Here is a 13,921-nt window from a genome sequence, read left to right as displayed (position 1 = left end):
CGTAAAGTTACGTAAAACTTATTGAGCTAGACCATTAAAATTAGAGATGTTTAATTAATTCTTGAGCAACGAAATCAGCGATCCAAGGTTGTGCATCTGGTTTTGGGTGAAGGCCATCATCCATCATCCATTCTGGTTTGGTGACAACATGCTCTAAGAAGAATGGCATCAAGGCAACTTGTTGATGCTGTGCAAGCTTAGGGTAGATATCGTAAAACATATCGCTATAGCGCTTACCATAATTAGGCGGAACCCGAATTTGCATCATGACAACGTCCGCACCAGAATCTTTTATCATGGTAATCATTTTTGAAAGATTCGACGTAATAAGTTTAGGAGGGAAACCTCTTAGGCCATCGTTGGCACCTAACTCAATAAGTACCATGTCAGGGCTATGCTGAGTTAGCAACTGAGGTAACCGTGCTAAGCCATTGCCAGTGGTATCGCCAGAAATGCTGGCATTAATAACTGTTACATCTTGACCATGTTCTGACAACGCATCAGGGAGTAAGCTAGGCCAACTCTCTTCGATCGGCATCTGATAGCCTGCACTCAAGCTATCACCCAAGACAAGTAGTTTTTCGCTCGCATGTGCAGTAGCGGAAAAACAAAAAAATAGAACTAAGGAAAGTATACGAATCATGCAAACACCTGTACTTAATGCACCTATTGTTCAAGCCAATTTGGTTTCTAAACAAGTCTCTACTAATCAAGAACAATTAACAATCCTCAAAGACGTAAATGTTGACATCCGAAAAGGAGAAAAAATCGCCATCGTCGGAACTTCCGGTGCAGGTAAGTCAACATTGATGACGTTGCTAGCTGGTCTTGATACGCCGACATCAGGCGAAATTACTTTATTAGGTCATGAATTATCAAAACTGGACGATGAAGCACGTGCGAAAATTCGGGCTGACTCTTTAGGTTTCGTTTTCCAAAGTTTCCTATTAATCCCGAGTTTGAGTGCATTACGTAATGTCACGCTTCCTTGTCTTTTACGTGGTGAAGCCGAAGATGAAGCAAGAGCAGCGGAATTATTAGCTGCTGTTGGATTGGAAAAACGTGTCGACCATTTACCAAGCCAGTTATCTGGTGGTGAACAACAGCGAGTTGCGCTAGCGCGTGCATTTATGACACAGCCTGAGCTGTTGTTCGCAGACGAGCCTACCGGCAATCTTGACCATCAAACCGCAGACAAAGTGATTGAGCTGCTATTCGATCTTAATGAACAGCACGGGACAACTCTGATTTTAGTAACACACGATGGTCATCTAGCAAGCCGATGTGACCGTATCTATCGTATGGAGGCGGGTGAGCTTAAGGAGGAGATATAATGTCTGCAGTATCATCAAGTGAAGCAACATCCACAGAGCAAAACAGTACAACACAGCACTCGTCGAATAAAAGTTTGATACGCTGGAGTTTCGGCGAAATAAGGCAGGGGAATCTTTGGCCTATTAGCGTTGCTCTTATTCTCGTGATTGCGAGTATCTTTGCGCTTTCTGCATTAGCAGAACGAATGGAGCAGGTGATCGTCAAGCAGGGGAAGGACGCATTAACGGCAGATGCGGTGTTTGTGTCTGCTAATCCCATTCCGGACACGTTGTTAGCCTCGACTGAAAGCCTTGAACGTTCGATGATGACGCGATTTGCCACTATGGCATTTAGCGATAATGGTATGCAGCTTATTTCTGTAAGGGCGGTGGATGATAATTACCCTTTAATGGGAGAGCTCGTTCTTGAAAATAATCCGGCCGGTCGCGTTAAAGAGAACCAACTCTGGCTTGATGAGCGGATTATAACTCAACTAAACGTAAATTCAGGTGACAGCGTCACGATAGGCGATGCCGAGTTTACTGTATCAGGCGCAGTATTGATGGAACCAGGCTTGAGCTTTAATCCATTTCAGCAAATGCCTTCTGCATACATTCATCAAAGTGACGTAGATAAAACAGGAGCAATTCAAGTTGGGAGTCGAGTTCAATACCGCCTATTTTTACAAGCCGATGATAAAACACTAAAGAGCTTACAAGATGATACGCAGCTTTCTCCGAGCGATCGCTGGCGCACGCAAGATACTGCCAGTCGTAGTAATGAGGTTTTTGAACGCACGACGCAGTATCTGTCGTTGACAGTAGCAATTGTCATCATTATGGCGGCGACAACATTGGTTCTTACGTGTCAAAATTACGTGAACAGCCGGACACAAACTATCGCGATGTTGAAAAGTCTTGGTGCGAGCCGCCGATGGATTGAAAAGTGGTTATTTATTCAAGTCACAATCCTTCTCATTAGTGCCAGTGTCGTCGGTCTATTGTTAGGGAGCGGGCTGGAATATTTATTACGCATTCCACTCAAAGATTTATTACCCGAGCCACTTCCTGGTTACGGTGTCACACCATTTTTGGTGGCATTTATCTCAGCAGTCTTGATTACGGTGCCTGCTCTCGGTATACCATTGTTAGGCTTGATTAAAACTCCCGCGTTAGAAGTGCTACAGCAGGGTAAAGCGCAACGTTCTTGGAAGCGAATGTTACTTGTTCTAGTTCCCGTTGTTCCACTGCTTTTACTGTATGCAGATAACACCTTAGTTTGGATCGTGCTCACTGGTATAGCGGTACTGTTTGTGGTACTCGCAGCAGTTAGCGTCACACTCACAAAGCTGTTTGCACGTGTGTCAACCCATCCTGCAATGAAGCTTGCGTTGAGTCGTATCAACCGGACGCCAGTAACCAGCGGCCTACAGTTTGGTGCTTTGGCATTATCTTTGATGTTGCTGTCTATCATTTGGCTTGTGCGCAGCGATATTCTCGCTGATTGGGAGAGAACCTTACCTGCAGACGCGCCAAATGTGTTCGCTTTGAATATTGGTGATTATGAACTCGATAACTACCTAGAAACCCTAGACAAAAATGGAGTTACGCGGTCACAAGCTTATCCAATAATTCGTGGACGACTAACAGAGATCAACGGTCAAAACGTCAAAGAGATTGAGTACGAAGGAGAAGGTTCTGACGCGATACGTCGAGAGCTAAACCTGACATGGGGAGATAGCCTACCAGAATATAATGATGTGCTTTCGGGTGAATGGACAAACAAAGGGAGTGTATCTGTAGAAGCGGATGTAGCAAATGACTTAGGCATCAAACTCGGTGATACGCTGCGCTTTGTAATAAACAGTCAGAATTACGATGCAGTAGTAGATACCATCCGTTATGTCGAATGGCGTGACATGAAGCCTAACTTTTATTTTATTTTCTCATCTGACGTGATGGCTAATTTACCTGGTTCTTACCTCATCAGTTATAGGATTGAAGAAGGAAATGAAGCGTTGTTGACGTCAATGTCACGTGCTCACCCAACGGTCTCTGTTTTAGATATCCGAACTATGGGCGAGAAAATTCAGGCTTTGATTCAGCAAATCGTATCAGCAGTCACCATCCTTGCTCTTTTAGGCGTTGTTGCTGGTCTGCTGCTCATCTTTACTCTACTGAGGTTAAGCTTGTCCCAACGTCAACAAGAGATTCGTTTGTATCGCACATTAGGTTCAAGTAAGAAACGGATCAACACAACCCTGTGGGCCGAGTACGGAATTATGGCGTTGATTGCTAGTGGTGTTGCGGTATTCGCTGCGGAAATTTGTGTGGCCGCAGTCATGACATATGGGTTCGATCTCAATGCACAAATTCACCCCGAATTGTGGATAGCTTTACCGCTTGCAACATTTGTTACGTTGGCACTTGTAGTGATGAGTTTGTTGAAAAGATTGTTAACGCCAGTAAACACTTAATCGCAGCGAGTGTTATCAAATTTGGAACACTCCATGACACTTTTATTTTAGTTATCCACAAAAACAGTGGATAACTTTTGGGATAACTAAATGGTGTAAAAAGTGGGGTGTTTCTGCAGGCTTTGCGCCATGGGTCTTACAGTGAAATTATTATTCACATAGACACAAAAAAGTGTCTTCTTAACCATGTCGTCAAGTACTTTTTCGCAAATTTTTTCTACTTTAATGCACTTTACAGGCGCTGTTGGATATTTCGCAAACCCATGAACTTTTTGTGATTTTAATCAAGTCCAAACACGAGTAGAATCCACCGTTAGTAAAGAATTTTCCTTATAAAATTTTTAGTGAAGCAATGAAGTCTGAGTTTCCAAGTTATAAAGATAAGCATATCGCTGTTGTTGGTGGCGGTGTAGCAGGTGCAACAGCAGCAATTCATTTTGCGGAGCTGGGTTTTAAAGTTTCCGTAATAGAGAAGGGCGTATCACTAGTAAATGGTCCACCCATTTGTCATTTGCATGCTGGTGGTAATTTATATCGAGAGATTTCCGAGCAACAATGCTTAGACTTGTTAGCACAATCTATTGATACTGTTCGCCTGTATCCGCTTTCACTGAATATTCGTCCGACAATCATCGCGGTTCCTCATTCCGATGGTGGAGACCCATCCACACTAATTCCGCGATTAGAGGTTGTGAAAAGTGCTTATCAGACGCTCGTTGATAAAGATGAGAGTAATAAAGTGCTCGGCGAGCCAAGCGAATACTACAAACTGTATTCAAAAGCGGAGCTAGAAGCTCTCGCGCAACGTACTCAACCAAGTCATCCTACAAACTTCGATGAGTGGTGCATTCCTTTTGCTCAACATGCTGATCTTGAAGCGCTAAAGTATCCTGTTGTCGCAGTTCAAGAATATGGTTGGAGTGTTTTTCGCCTCGCCGCAATTGCCAACTTAACACTAGATACGCTTCCTAATGCTTCGGTCTTCACACAAGCAACGTTTAAGCAAGCCGATTGGATGGGGGAACACTGGCAACTTGGCTATGAACGTGAAGGTATCGATTACCTGATGACATGCGACTACTTGGTTAACGCGTGTGGCTTTGAAACAGGCTCAATTGACAACACAGTTGGTGCCAAGCGTGACAGGTTGGTGGAGTTTAAAGCCGCTTACGTTACGAGGTGGGCAGACTGTCAACAACAATGGCCAGAAGTTATTTTTCATGGCCCGCGTGGAACCGATAAAGGAATGGCTCAATTGACGCCTTATGGCGATGGTTACTTTCAACTTCATGGTATGACAAAAGGAATCACGCTGTTTGAAGATGGTTTAGTGGAGAGCACGAACTCATCTGCTCAACCTGAACTGCCTATGCCTTTACTCTCGAAGATCCGTAACGGCTGGAGAGAAGAAGTGTTAGAAGAGCGAACGAACAATGCCATCAAACACATGGCGCAGTTCATTCCCGACTATCACTCTGCTGTAAAAGGAGGAAAAGCATTATTTGGCGCTCAGCAAATTCCCGGCACAGATCCAGTACTCAGAGCGGCAGATGTGACTTTTGAAGATAACCACTACGCGAGAATAGAGGTGGTAAAAGCGTCATCGACACTACTCGCAGCGCAAAAAATGCTTCAATTCTGGTTTGACATCGATCCTAACCAAAATGTGGAAACACAGCATCCGGTCGCTGTGAAGTGGTCTGAACAAGAGGTCGAGCAGTACGCGATTAAACTCACTCAAGAGCGAGGCTATCCACAAGCTTTAGCAGTGCGTTATGGTATGCCTGCATAATCGGCTGTGTTTGGGCTCAGTGGTTGTATTAATACCCAAAAAACTGAGCCCATTGGCACCATACTTCTTGCAAGCCTAGTCTATCTCCTTTCACAAAATTGACTTTTTGTCCGGGTTTCGCCTGTGCCAGTCTAGGTAAGTCAATACGAGCTACGCAGCCAAATTTAGGATACCCGCCAATAGTCTGGTGATCGTTGAGCAGCACAATAGGGTTACCATCGCTAGGTACTTGAATTGAACCTAATGCAATTCCCTCTGATAGGACGCCTTCGTAAGGTGGACGAATGTTATTGCCCTCAAGACGGTAGCCCATGCGATTCGAATTGGGGGAGATGATGAATGCTTTGTTGTAAAATGCTTGGCGAGCGTCTTCATCAAAGTCCTCGTTCTGATAGCCTTCAATCACTCTCAGCTTAATGGGTAAGTTGTAATCTGGTTTAAAGCGAAACGTCATTTGCCTTGGTTTACGTTTCGGTAAGTTATGAGGGACAAAGGGAAGAATATCGCCAGCTTTCAAAGCGCCACCATTTGAATCATAACCACCTAGAGATTCTCGCAAGACGGTCGATGCGCTTCCTAAGTGCTGAGCAACATTAAATCCACCTTTAACCGCCAGGTAGGAGCGGAGTCCATTTCTTGCGACTCCGAACTGAAGCTTCTGTCCTTTTTTCAACGTAAAGTCGGACCAATTTGAAATAGGTTCACCATCTATTTTTGCATTTAAATCACCGCCACATATAGCAAGGTGGCAGTTATGCAAGGCAATAAAACAAGCGTTACCCAAAGTAATTTCAATCGCAACGCAATTGACTACGTTACCAAGCAAATGGTTGGCCCAGCTGTAAGCATAGTCGTCGACCGGCCCACCTTGAGTCACACCGACATGCGCTAATCCAAAACGACCAAAGTCTTGAACTAAAGAGAGCGGCCCTGGCTTTTCCACCAGTAATCCACCGTAACTCATAGTACGCCTCCTAAATCGATAAACTCTTGTTTTGAAATAGCATTAAAGGTGACCTTGTCACCCACTTCAAACGGTATAAAAGGAGGAGAGTCGGAGAAGAGCGCAAGCGGGCTTTTACCAATAATGTTCCATCCGCCAGGACTATCTGATGGATAGACGGCCGTTTTAGAGTCTGCGATTCCTACACTTCCGGCCGGCACTTGAGTTCTTGGTGTGGCAAGCCTTGCCATGTGCAATTGAGTATCAACGTCAGAGAGAAATGCAAAGCCTGGAGCAAAGCCAATTGCAGAAACCGCGTACTCGGTTTTCGTATGCAGGGTAATAAGATCGTCTAATGACAGACCTCGCTTTTTAAAACGAGATAGATCTAACGCGGTTTCTTCAGAGTAATATACAGGGATAGTAATGTGATTCGGCTGGGAAAGCTTAAGTGATTGAGTATCAAACTGGCTCACGATTTGTTGCAGCTCATTGGCTAAGTTCTTTTCGTTGATTCGAAAAGGTAAGTAATCAATGAGAATAGTTTGATAGGAGGGGACAACGTTCATAACAATTGAAGCGAAAGTTTCTCTTATGCTGCGAGCAAGCTCTCCGACTGCATTTTCAGAAATACTCTCATCAAACTTAATGAAAATACTGCACTCGGAGATCAAAGAGATATTAAATTTCTCTTTATGCATTAATTTCCTCCAGCGTATAGGCTTTGGCGGATCTTTTGGATCAGCGCGATCGACTCTTCATTGTCACCATGAACACAAATTGTGTCGGCTTCCAATAATATGTAACCGCCTGAAGCGGTTTTGACACGCCCAGAGTCAGCTAAGGTCCGGACTTGCTCAAGTATCGCGTGCTCGCTTTTTAACACGGCATTGGGCTGTGTTCTAGGAGTCAGTAAGCCGTCATCTTGGTACAAACGATCTGCAAATGCTTCAAATAGCAAGGGAACATCATAATCGTCTGCGATTTCTAAGTATTTTTCGTTTTCCTGTGAAGCTAGGATCATTAACGGTACTTTGAACAGTGCTGCCGCCTTTACTACCGCTCTAAATATCGCATCACTTTTCATCATGTCGTTGTATAGAGCGCCATGAGGCTTTATGTAACTGATGTCTGTGTATTGCGCCCGGCATAATGCTTGTAAAGCACCAACCTGATATATAACCATGTTCGTAATTTCATCACCCGTCATGCTTATGCTTCGTCTGCCAAAGCCTTGTAGGTCGGCGTAACCTGGGTGTGCGCCAATATCAACATCGTTGTCATTCGCTAGGGTGATGGTGTCGTGCATGACATTAGGGTCGGAGGCATGAAAACCACACGCGATGTTCGCCATATCAACATGGGGCATCACGTCTTCATCTGCGCCCATATTCCAAGAGCCAAAGCTCTCGCCCATATCACAGTTCAATGTAAGTTGCTGTTTATTCAATGCCATACGTTTTATTTCTACACAAGCAATGGGTTTACGATGCAGGAAAATGCATCTAGGTTCAGTGACTCACTTCATTCTTCTATCATGAAAACGAAGCTTTTTGAGCAGATAGTTGACGAAAAAGATCACGTTAGTCCATAAAGATGTTGCCGTTATTTGAGTTGATCCGAATTTTAAGGTATTTCGTTTCTTTTCCATCCAATTTTTGAGAATTTAAGGTTATTTTGCATTAGCATCGTGTTAATCTTGTCGCCCTTCATGGGTGATAGATTGCATAATGGTTCTTCTGTCATTTTTGTGGTTGTCTGCGACAGGAATATATATGTCATTACGAGCGAAGCTTATTTGGCCTCTTCTGGTCTTTTTAACGGCTATCTTTGTTATCTCAAAAGGTTACACCTCGTATACTGTATACCAATCGTCTAAGCATGAACTGGTCGAGCAGACAAGAAAGTTGATTAACAACGTTTCTTTCTCAATTAAAGATGCGCTGACGACAAAGGACAAGCAAAAAGCTCAAACTATTCTCGCCAACTTTTTAAACCAGCCAAATGTAACTCGGGTCAAACTTTATGACCAAGATGACCAACCATTCGCTGTTATGGAGATAAGTGGGGCACTGGCACCCGTTCCAAGTCAAACCGAAAGAAGTAGGTTGCACGCTCTAGGCTATGCCTTATCAACCAAATTTCTTTATGTTCTAGAGCCGATTATCCATGATGGCTATGTCATTGGTAGCATTAGAGTTACGCTTTCTCATCGCCCAATTGTAGAAGCCATACAATCTTTACTTCAAGATGGCGCTTTACTTCTTCTGTTTCTGATCGCTGGTGGCACTGTTTTTTACATAAGTATCGAGAGGCTTGTTCTCAGGCCCGTGATGGAACTCAACCGCGTAATAGAGAATGTGACACACGGACGAAACACGGAAAATCAAGCTCGCTATTACGCCAAGGATGAAATTGGAGACCTCGCGCGCTCTTTCAATCAAATGATGAATAGGTTAACAGTACGTGAGAAGCAGCGGCAACATTCGCTAGACACACTAGAACAAAAGCGCGCATTTTCAGAAGAGGTTATCGAATCTGTTCAGCATGCATTAGTTATTACCGACAATTCCGGACGTGTTATTCATTGTAATACGGCGACCCAGCAAATATTTCAAAAAAAATTAGATGAACTTAAATATGCCAATATTCGTGATCTAATTAAAACCAAAACACCGAATGAGCTGAGTCAGATCCTGAGTCGAGGCCTAGAGTGCGATGATATTCACCTCAAAAATGCAGATAACGAACAGCAGTTGAGCCTAACCAGTCGTCGCCTCTCGACACATGAATACTTACTGTTTTCGATTCAAGATATCACCGAAATTGAAGAAGCCATAAACCGGCAACGTGTTGCGGGGCGTGTTTTTGAAAGCAGCCAAGATGGTCTCATTGTTCTTAATCATCGCGGTGTCATTACGATGGCAAACCCTGCCGTCACTAAGTTAGTCGGCTTAGAGGTGGATCAGCTTATTGGGAAATCATTCATCCAAACGCTAAAGTGGCGCAAGTTACAGGAAATGATGCCTAGTATCATCGAGTCGATAGAAAATTATGGCGTTTGGCAAGGTGAAGTTATCGAGAAGAACCATATTGGTCAGTTTGTACCGATGTTTGCTCGAGTCAATCGTATCGTTAAGTGTGAAGACTATGGTTTCTATGATCTGGTTATTGTTCTTACCGACCTTTCCGGCGCAAAAGAGATGGAACGATTGGAGCATTTAGCTCATCACGATGCTTTAACGGGGTTAGCCAATCGATCTAAGTTCCATTTAGAGTTGGAACAACTAGTACAACGCTCTGGATACTTGCGTGACGAATTTGCAGTTTTGTACCTCGATCTGGATGGATTTAAAGAAGTTAACGATACCTACGGTCATGATGCAGGTGATGAAGTTTTGAAAAAAGTTTCCGAGCGTCTAACATCTGCGACGAGACATAGTGATTTAATCGCAAGACTTTCTGGTGATGAATTTGTCATGTTGGTAAATCCCGCCAATCAAAAAGTGGTCACCCGAATAGCAGAACAGTTGCTCGAGAGCATATGTGCTCCAATTGAGTACAAAGGTCACTTACTCAAAGTTGGCGTTAGTATCGGCGTAAAATTAGTCGGCGTAAATGAGCGCGATGCTACTCGAGTTTTAAAAAGTGCGGATACGGCAATGTATCAAGCAAAGAAAGCCGGAAAAGGCCAAGCAATATTAATGGGATGCGAATTACAAGAGACAGTTTAAATCGTAACGTCAAAGCTTTAAACTAACTCAATTCGCGTCAGAAGGAATAATAAAATGAAAGTACTCGTTACGGGTGGTATGGGCTATATCGGTAGTCATACGTGTATTCAAATGATCGAAGCTGGCATGACGCCAGTGATTCTAGACAACCTGTACAACAGTAAATCTACGGTATTAGATCGAATTGAAAAGGTATGTGGTGTAAAGCCAACCTTCATTAAAGCCGATATCAGAGATAAATTGGCGATGGTAGAAGCACTAAAGTCGCACAATATTGAAGCTGTTATCCATTTTGCAGGTTTAAAGGCCGTCGGTGAGTCTGTAGCAAAACCTTTAGAGTATTACGACAACAACGTTAATGGCACTTTAGTATTGGTTGATGCAATGCGTGAAGCCGGAGTTAAATCGTTGGTATTTAGTTCATCAGCGACTGTATATGGTGATCCTGCATCTGTACCCATCACAGAGGACTTTCCAACTAGCGCAACTAACCCATATGGGCGCAGCAAATTAATGGTAGAAGAGTGTTTAACCGACTTCCAAAATGCGAACCCTGACTGGAGCATTACACTTCTTCGTTACTTTAACCCGGTAGGTTCACATCCAACAGGCGAGCTAGGTGAAGATCCTCAAGGTATTCCAAACAACTTAATGCCGTTTGTTTCTCAAGTTGCGGTAGGGCGCAGAGAGTTCCTTTCTGTGTTTGGTAGTGATTATCCGACCAAAGATGGCACAGGCGTACGTGATTATATTCATGTAATGGACTTATCTGATGGTCACGTTGCTGCATTAGAAAAAGTAGGTAGCAAAGCTGGCCTTCATATCTATAACCTCGGTACTGGTAACGGCTACAGTGTACTGGACATGGTGAAAGCATTTGAAGCCGCAAGTGGTAAAGATGTCCCATACCAACTTGTTGAGCGTCGTCCAGGTGATATTGCAGAGTGTTGGGCGGATCCATCAAAAGCGATGAATGAGTTAGGTTGGAAAGCAACTCGCACTCTAGAAGAAATGACTGGCGATACATGGCGCTGGCAGTCTACTAACCCTCAAGGTTATCCAGATGCCTAATCTTTAATTTACATAATAGTAACAAAAAGGCGCGTGATTGCGTCTTTTTTGATCCAAATCGGAAAAAATCGTAAATTACTGGTTAAAAGGTAGCAAGTATATATAGAGCTGTTAAACTATGCCCGACTCTTAATTTGGGTTATAAATTTTCTCATAGCTATTGGGGTAGTTCATGGAACTCGGTCTGATCATCACTTTCATCATTGCAGCAGCAGTAATGGTGAAAAAAGAGATGGCAAAACAGTAAACTTTCATTTTTCATACTTTTCTTTACATTTTTGAAATGAAAGCCATAAAAAAAGCCAGCATTACGCTGGCTTTTGTGTTTTTAAGGTTTAGAACTCGTATTTAACACTAATGTTATAATTACGCTCAGCTTGCGTTTTGTCTCGACTTAACTCAGTCTTACCGCGAACATCGTTCCAAAGATGGTATTCTTCATTCGTTAGATTCATAACACCAGCACGAATGGTTATATCTTTCATTGGTTTGTAGTACGCCGTTAAGTCAACGACTGTCGCAGACGGCAAAGCAACTTGGTCTTTGATTCCGCCTTTATCACCATCAGAGTTGATATCACTGTTCGATTTCTTAGCCGTGTAGTTTACTTTTAGGCTTGTCCCCCAAAGTGCATTTGGTGAATCGTAATTTACAGCAGCTACGGCATTCCATGGGTTTACACTGTTCAAAGGATTACCATCACCATCTTCACCTTCTGTGTATGCTGCAACAAAGCGAGTTGTCACGCCTGATGGAAGACCAGCAATGGCATGCCAATCAAGACGGTTAGAGAGCTCAACCCCTTTAATGTTTGCTTCACTAATATTGATATTTGTGAATTCAGTTAAACCACCATTGTTTGATGACGTTTGCTCAATAAAGTCACTGTAATCACTGTAGTAGAACGCTACTTCAGTTGCCGACGCTGCAGTGTTATGACGGTAACCAAGCTCATAAGACAAACTCTTTTCAGATCCCAAATTTGGGTTAGGGCGGTTGGTATAGCCATGAGCCGGATTATCGTAGGTGTAGTAAAGCTCGTCGAACGATGGCGCTCGGAACCCTTGGCTCACTTGCGCGAAGATCGTGCCTGGTTGCGATATAGAGTAAGTTGCTCCTAAACGACCAGTTAATGCAGAGTCGCTAAACTTCTCGAATGACTCTTCAGAAGTATTTGAAGGATTAGTAGAGAAGTAATCGTAACGCACACCTGGAGTCAGAATTAGCTTGTCATTAAGAAGCGAAATTTCATCTTGCAAGAATAAACCAAAGCTTTCTTCTTTTGCATCCGGTGTGTAAACGTAAACAGTATCTGGCGTGCCAGGATCGGAATTAAACTCGCGATTGGTATTACTGATGTCACTATGTTTGTACGATATTCCGTAAACAATATAGTGATTTTGAATCTCTTTATCTAACTGAGTTTCGAATTCAAATTTGTCTTCAGTATATTCGTAATCTTTTTTCTGTTGGTTGTCACCACTAGGCGGTACGTAAGGTGGGTAACCAGGGCTGGCTTCGATAAAGCGATTAGAGACGCCGTTTTCTTCTTTACCAATCCATGTAAGCTTGGACGTGATCGTATCCGAGATAGCTGCATCTGCGAACCAAATGTGCTTGAGCCCAATGCGATTTTGCTTGGTTGTGTCTTCAGCGTTGAAGTTTTTGTAACTTTTATGTGCGATCTCTGAGTCAGTCTCGTTGTAAATAACTTCTCCCAAAAACTCCAAGCGATGAGCGTCATTCAATTGAGATTGAAGTTTTACCAATAGATCGTTTTTGTAATAATCTTGGTTGTCCACAGAATAGTTATCGTAAGGCGCCTTAGAGAAGTTTTGTAGCTCTGCACCATCACGGCGTGTAAAGGCTATAAGTGCTTCTGTATTACCGAAACGCTTTGCTAAAGCTACATGCTCACTAAAAGAGTTATCTTCCGATGAATAAGAGAGTTTAGCTTGACCACCAAAGTCTTTACCATCTTTGAGGAAATCCTTCGGATCTTTTGTTTCGAATGCGACAACACCGCCAATTGCATCACTACCATGTAGGCTAGAAGCTGCTCCTTTAACAATTTCGACACTCTTTAGCATATCGGGGTCGACAGTAACGGCACTAGAATTGATAAACGAATATGGTCCACCGCTGAATACACCTGGTTGAGATGCACCGTCTACTAAGATTTTAACTCGTTTACCTTCCATCCCGCGAATGTTAATACTTTGGACGCCTTGGCGTTGAGTGCCATTAACAGTAACACCTGGCGTATACTCGAATAGGTCATTCAAGTCCTTTACCATGTTTTCTTCGATGTCTTTCTCTGATACAACAGCAACAGAAGCAGCAACAGTGTTTATGGTTTGGTTGGTACGGGTGGCCGACACAACGACTTCTTCAAACTTAGAAGCTTCTTCCGCATAAGCAGTATGGGAAAGGGCAACTAAAATGGAGGCTGACAAAATTGATTTTTTATACATTGGCTTCAATACCTTAGATCCATAATAGGTAACAACACGCGGATATTAATGGATCTAAATGGTAATTACTATCATTACCATTGTCATTTATTGGTTTGTATTGAATCTTCTTCTTTG

The 13,921-nt window shown here is 43.1% G+C and carries 10 protein-coding genes; 5 read left to right on the top strand and 5 right to left on the bottom strand.

Features of this window, described 5'->3' with window-relative positions; genetic code table 11:
• Nucleotides 1-40: 40 nt before the first annotated feature.
• A complete protein-coding gene (gene tesA / locus R7P72_RS00615; protein ID WP_005376324.1) occupies nt 41-643 on the bottom strand; it encodes a multifunctional acyl-CoA thioesterase I/protease I/lysophospholipase L1 in 603 nt (200 codons plus the stop codon).
• Here tesA and R7P72_RS00610 point away from each other — a divergent pair.
• From R7P72_RS00610 to R7P72_RS00600, 3 genes are all read left to right on the top strand, one after another.
• On the top strand, nt 642-1,334 hold the full coding sequence (locus tag R7P72_RS00610; RefSeq protein ID WP_005376323.1) for an ABC transporter ATP-binding protein: 693 nt from the start codon (nt 642-644) through the stop codon (nt 1,332-1,334). The genes tesA and R7P72_RS00610 overlap by 2 nt on opposite strands.
• On the top strand, nt 1,334-3,790 hold the full coding sequence (locus R7P72_RS00605; RefSeq protein ID WP_213907031.1) for an ABC transporter permease: 2,457 nt from the start codon (nt 1,334-1,336) through the stop codon (nt 3,788-3,790). Before R7P72_RS00610 ends, R7P72_RS00605 begins: the two co-directional genes overlap by 1 nt.
• Before the next feature lie 352 nt (nt 3,791-4,142).
• On the top strand, nt 4,143-5,582 hold the full coding sequence (locus R7P72_RS00600) for an FAD-dependent oxidoreductase (RefSeq protein ID WP_005376318.1): 1,440 nt from the start codon (nt 4,143-4,145) through the stop codon (nt 5,580-5,582).
• A gap of 28 nt (nt 5,583-5,610) precedes the next feature.
• Here R7P72_RS00600 and R7P72_RS00595 read toward each other — a convergent pair whose 3' ends face one another.
• Genes R7P72_RS00595 through R7P72_RS00585 form a run of 3 tightly spaced genes read right to left on the bottom strand, consistent with a single transcriptional unit; the run spans nt 5,611 to nt 7,981 of the window.
• Nucleotides 5,611-6,546: a biotin-dependent carboxyltransferase family protein gene (locus R7P72_RS00595; protein ID WP_005376316.1), complete on the bottom strand. Its 936-nt coding sequence runs from the start codon at nt 6,544-6,546 to the stop codon at nt 5,611-5,613.
• On the bottom strand, nt 6,543-7,226 hold the full coding sequence (locus tag R7P72_RS00590; protein ID WP_005376314.1) for a 5-oxoprolinase subunit B family protein: 684 nt from the start codon (nt 7,224-7,226) through the stop codon (nt 6,543-6,545). The genes R7P72_RS00595 and R7P72_RS00590 overlap by 4 nt, the downstream gene beginning before the upstream one ends.
• Entirely contained in the window at nt 7,226-7,981 is a 756-nt protein-coding gene (locus tag R7P72_RS00585; RefSeq protein WP_005376312.1) for a 5-oxoprolinase subunit PxpA, read from the bottom strand. Before R7P72_RS00585 ends, R7P72_RS00590 begins: the two co-directional genes overlap by 1 nt.
• Nucleotides 7,982-8,300: 319 nt before the next feature.
• Here R7P72_RS00585 and R7P72_RS00580 point away from each other — a divergent pair, with 319 nt between their 5' ends.
• Entirely contained in the window at nt 8,301-10,259 is a 1,959-nt protein-coding gene (locus R7P72_RS00580) for a diguanylate cyclase domain-containing protein (protein ID WP_005376310.1), read from the top strand.
• A gap of 54 nt (nt 10,260-10,313) precedes the next feature.
• Nucleotides 10,314-11,330 (top strand): UDP-glucose 4-epimerase GalE, encoded by a 1,017-nt coding sequence (gene galE, locus R7P72_RS00575; protein ID WP_005376309.1) that lies wholly within the window; start codon nt 10,314-10,316, stop codon nt 11,328-11,330.
• A gap of 335 nt (nt 11,331-11,665) precedes the next feature.
• Here galE and R7P72_RS00570 read toward each other — a convergent pair whose 3' ends face one another.
• Nucleotides 11,666-13,804 (bottom strand): TonB-dependent hemoglobin/transferrin/lactoferrin family receptor, encoded by a 2,139-nt coding sequence (locus tag R7P72_RS00570; RefSeq protein WP_005376305.1) that lies wholly within the window; start codon nt 13,802-13,804, stop codon nt 11,666-11,668.
• Nucleotides 13,805-13,921 lie beyond the last annotated feature (117 nt).

Origin of the sequence: Vibrio sp. Vb0888 (assembly GCF_033338835.1) — a bacterium.
GTDB classification, from domain to species: Bacteria; Pseudomonadota; Gammaproteobacteria; order Enterobacterales; family Vibrionaceae; genus Vibrio; species Vibrio alginolyticus.
This window is presented reverse-complemented; position numbering and strand designations above follow the sequence as displayed.

Bases quoted from the DNA above. Each gene is read 5' to 3' on its own strand.
- R7P72_RS00610 (WP_005376323.1), top strand. From the start codon at position 642: ATGCAAACACCTGTACTTAATGCACCTATTGTTCAAGCCAATTTGGTT.
- tesA (WP_005376324.1), bottom strand. From the start codon at position 643: ATGATTCGTATACTTTCCTTAGTTCTATTTTTTTGTTTTTCCGCTACT.
- R7P72_RS00605 (WP_213907031.1), top strand. From the start codon at position 1,334: ATGTCTGCAGTATCATCAAGTGAAGCAACATCCACAGAGCAAAACAGT.
- R7P72_RS00600 (WP_005376318.1), top strand. From the start codon at position 4,143: ATGAAGTCTGAGTTTCCAAGTTATAAAGATAAGCATATCGCTGTTGTT.
- R7P72_RS00595 (WP_005376316.1), bottom strand. From the start codon at position 6,546: ATGAGTTACGGTGGATTACTGGTGGAAAAGCCAGGGCCGCTCTCTTTA.
- R7P72_RS00590 (WP_005376314.1), bottom strand. From the start codon at position 7,226: ATGCATAAAGAGAAATTTAATATCTCTTTGATCTCCGAGTGCAGTATT.
- R7P72_RS00585 (WP_005376312.1), bottom strand. From the start codon at position 7,981: ATGGCATTGAATAAACAGCAACTTACATTGAACTGTGATATGGGCGAG.
- R7P72_RS00580 (WP_005376310.1), top strand. From the start codon at position 8,301: ATGTCATTACGAGCGAAGCTTATTTGGCCTCTTCTGGTCTTTTTAACG.
- galE (WP_005376309.1), top strand. From the start codon at position 10,314: ATGAAAGTACTCGTTACGGGTGGTATGGGCTATATCGGTAGTCATACG.
- R7P72_RS00570 (WP_005376305.1), bottom strand. From the start codon at position 13,804: ATGTATAAAAAATCAATTTTGTCAGCCTCCATTTTAGTTGCCCTTTCC.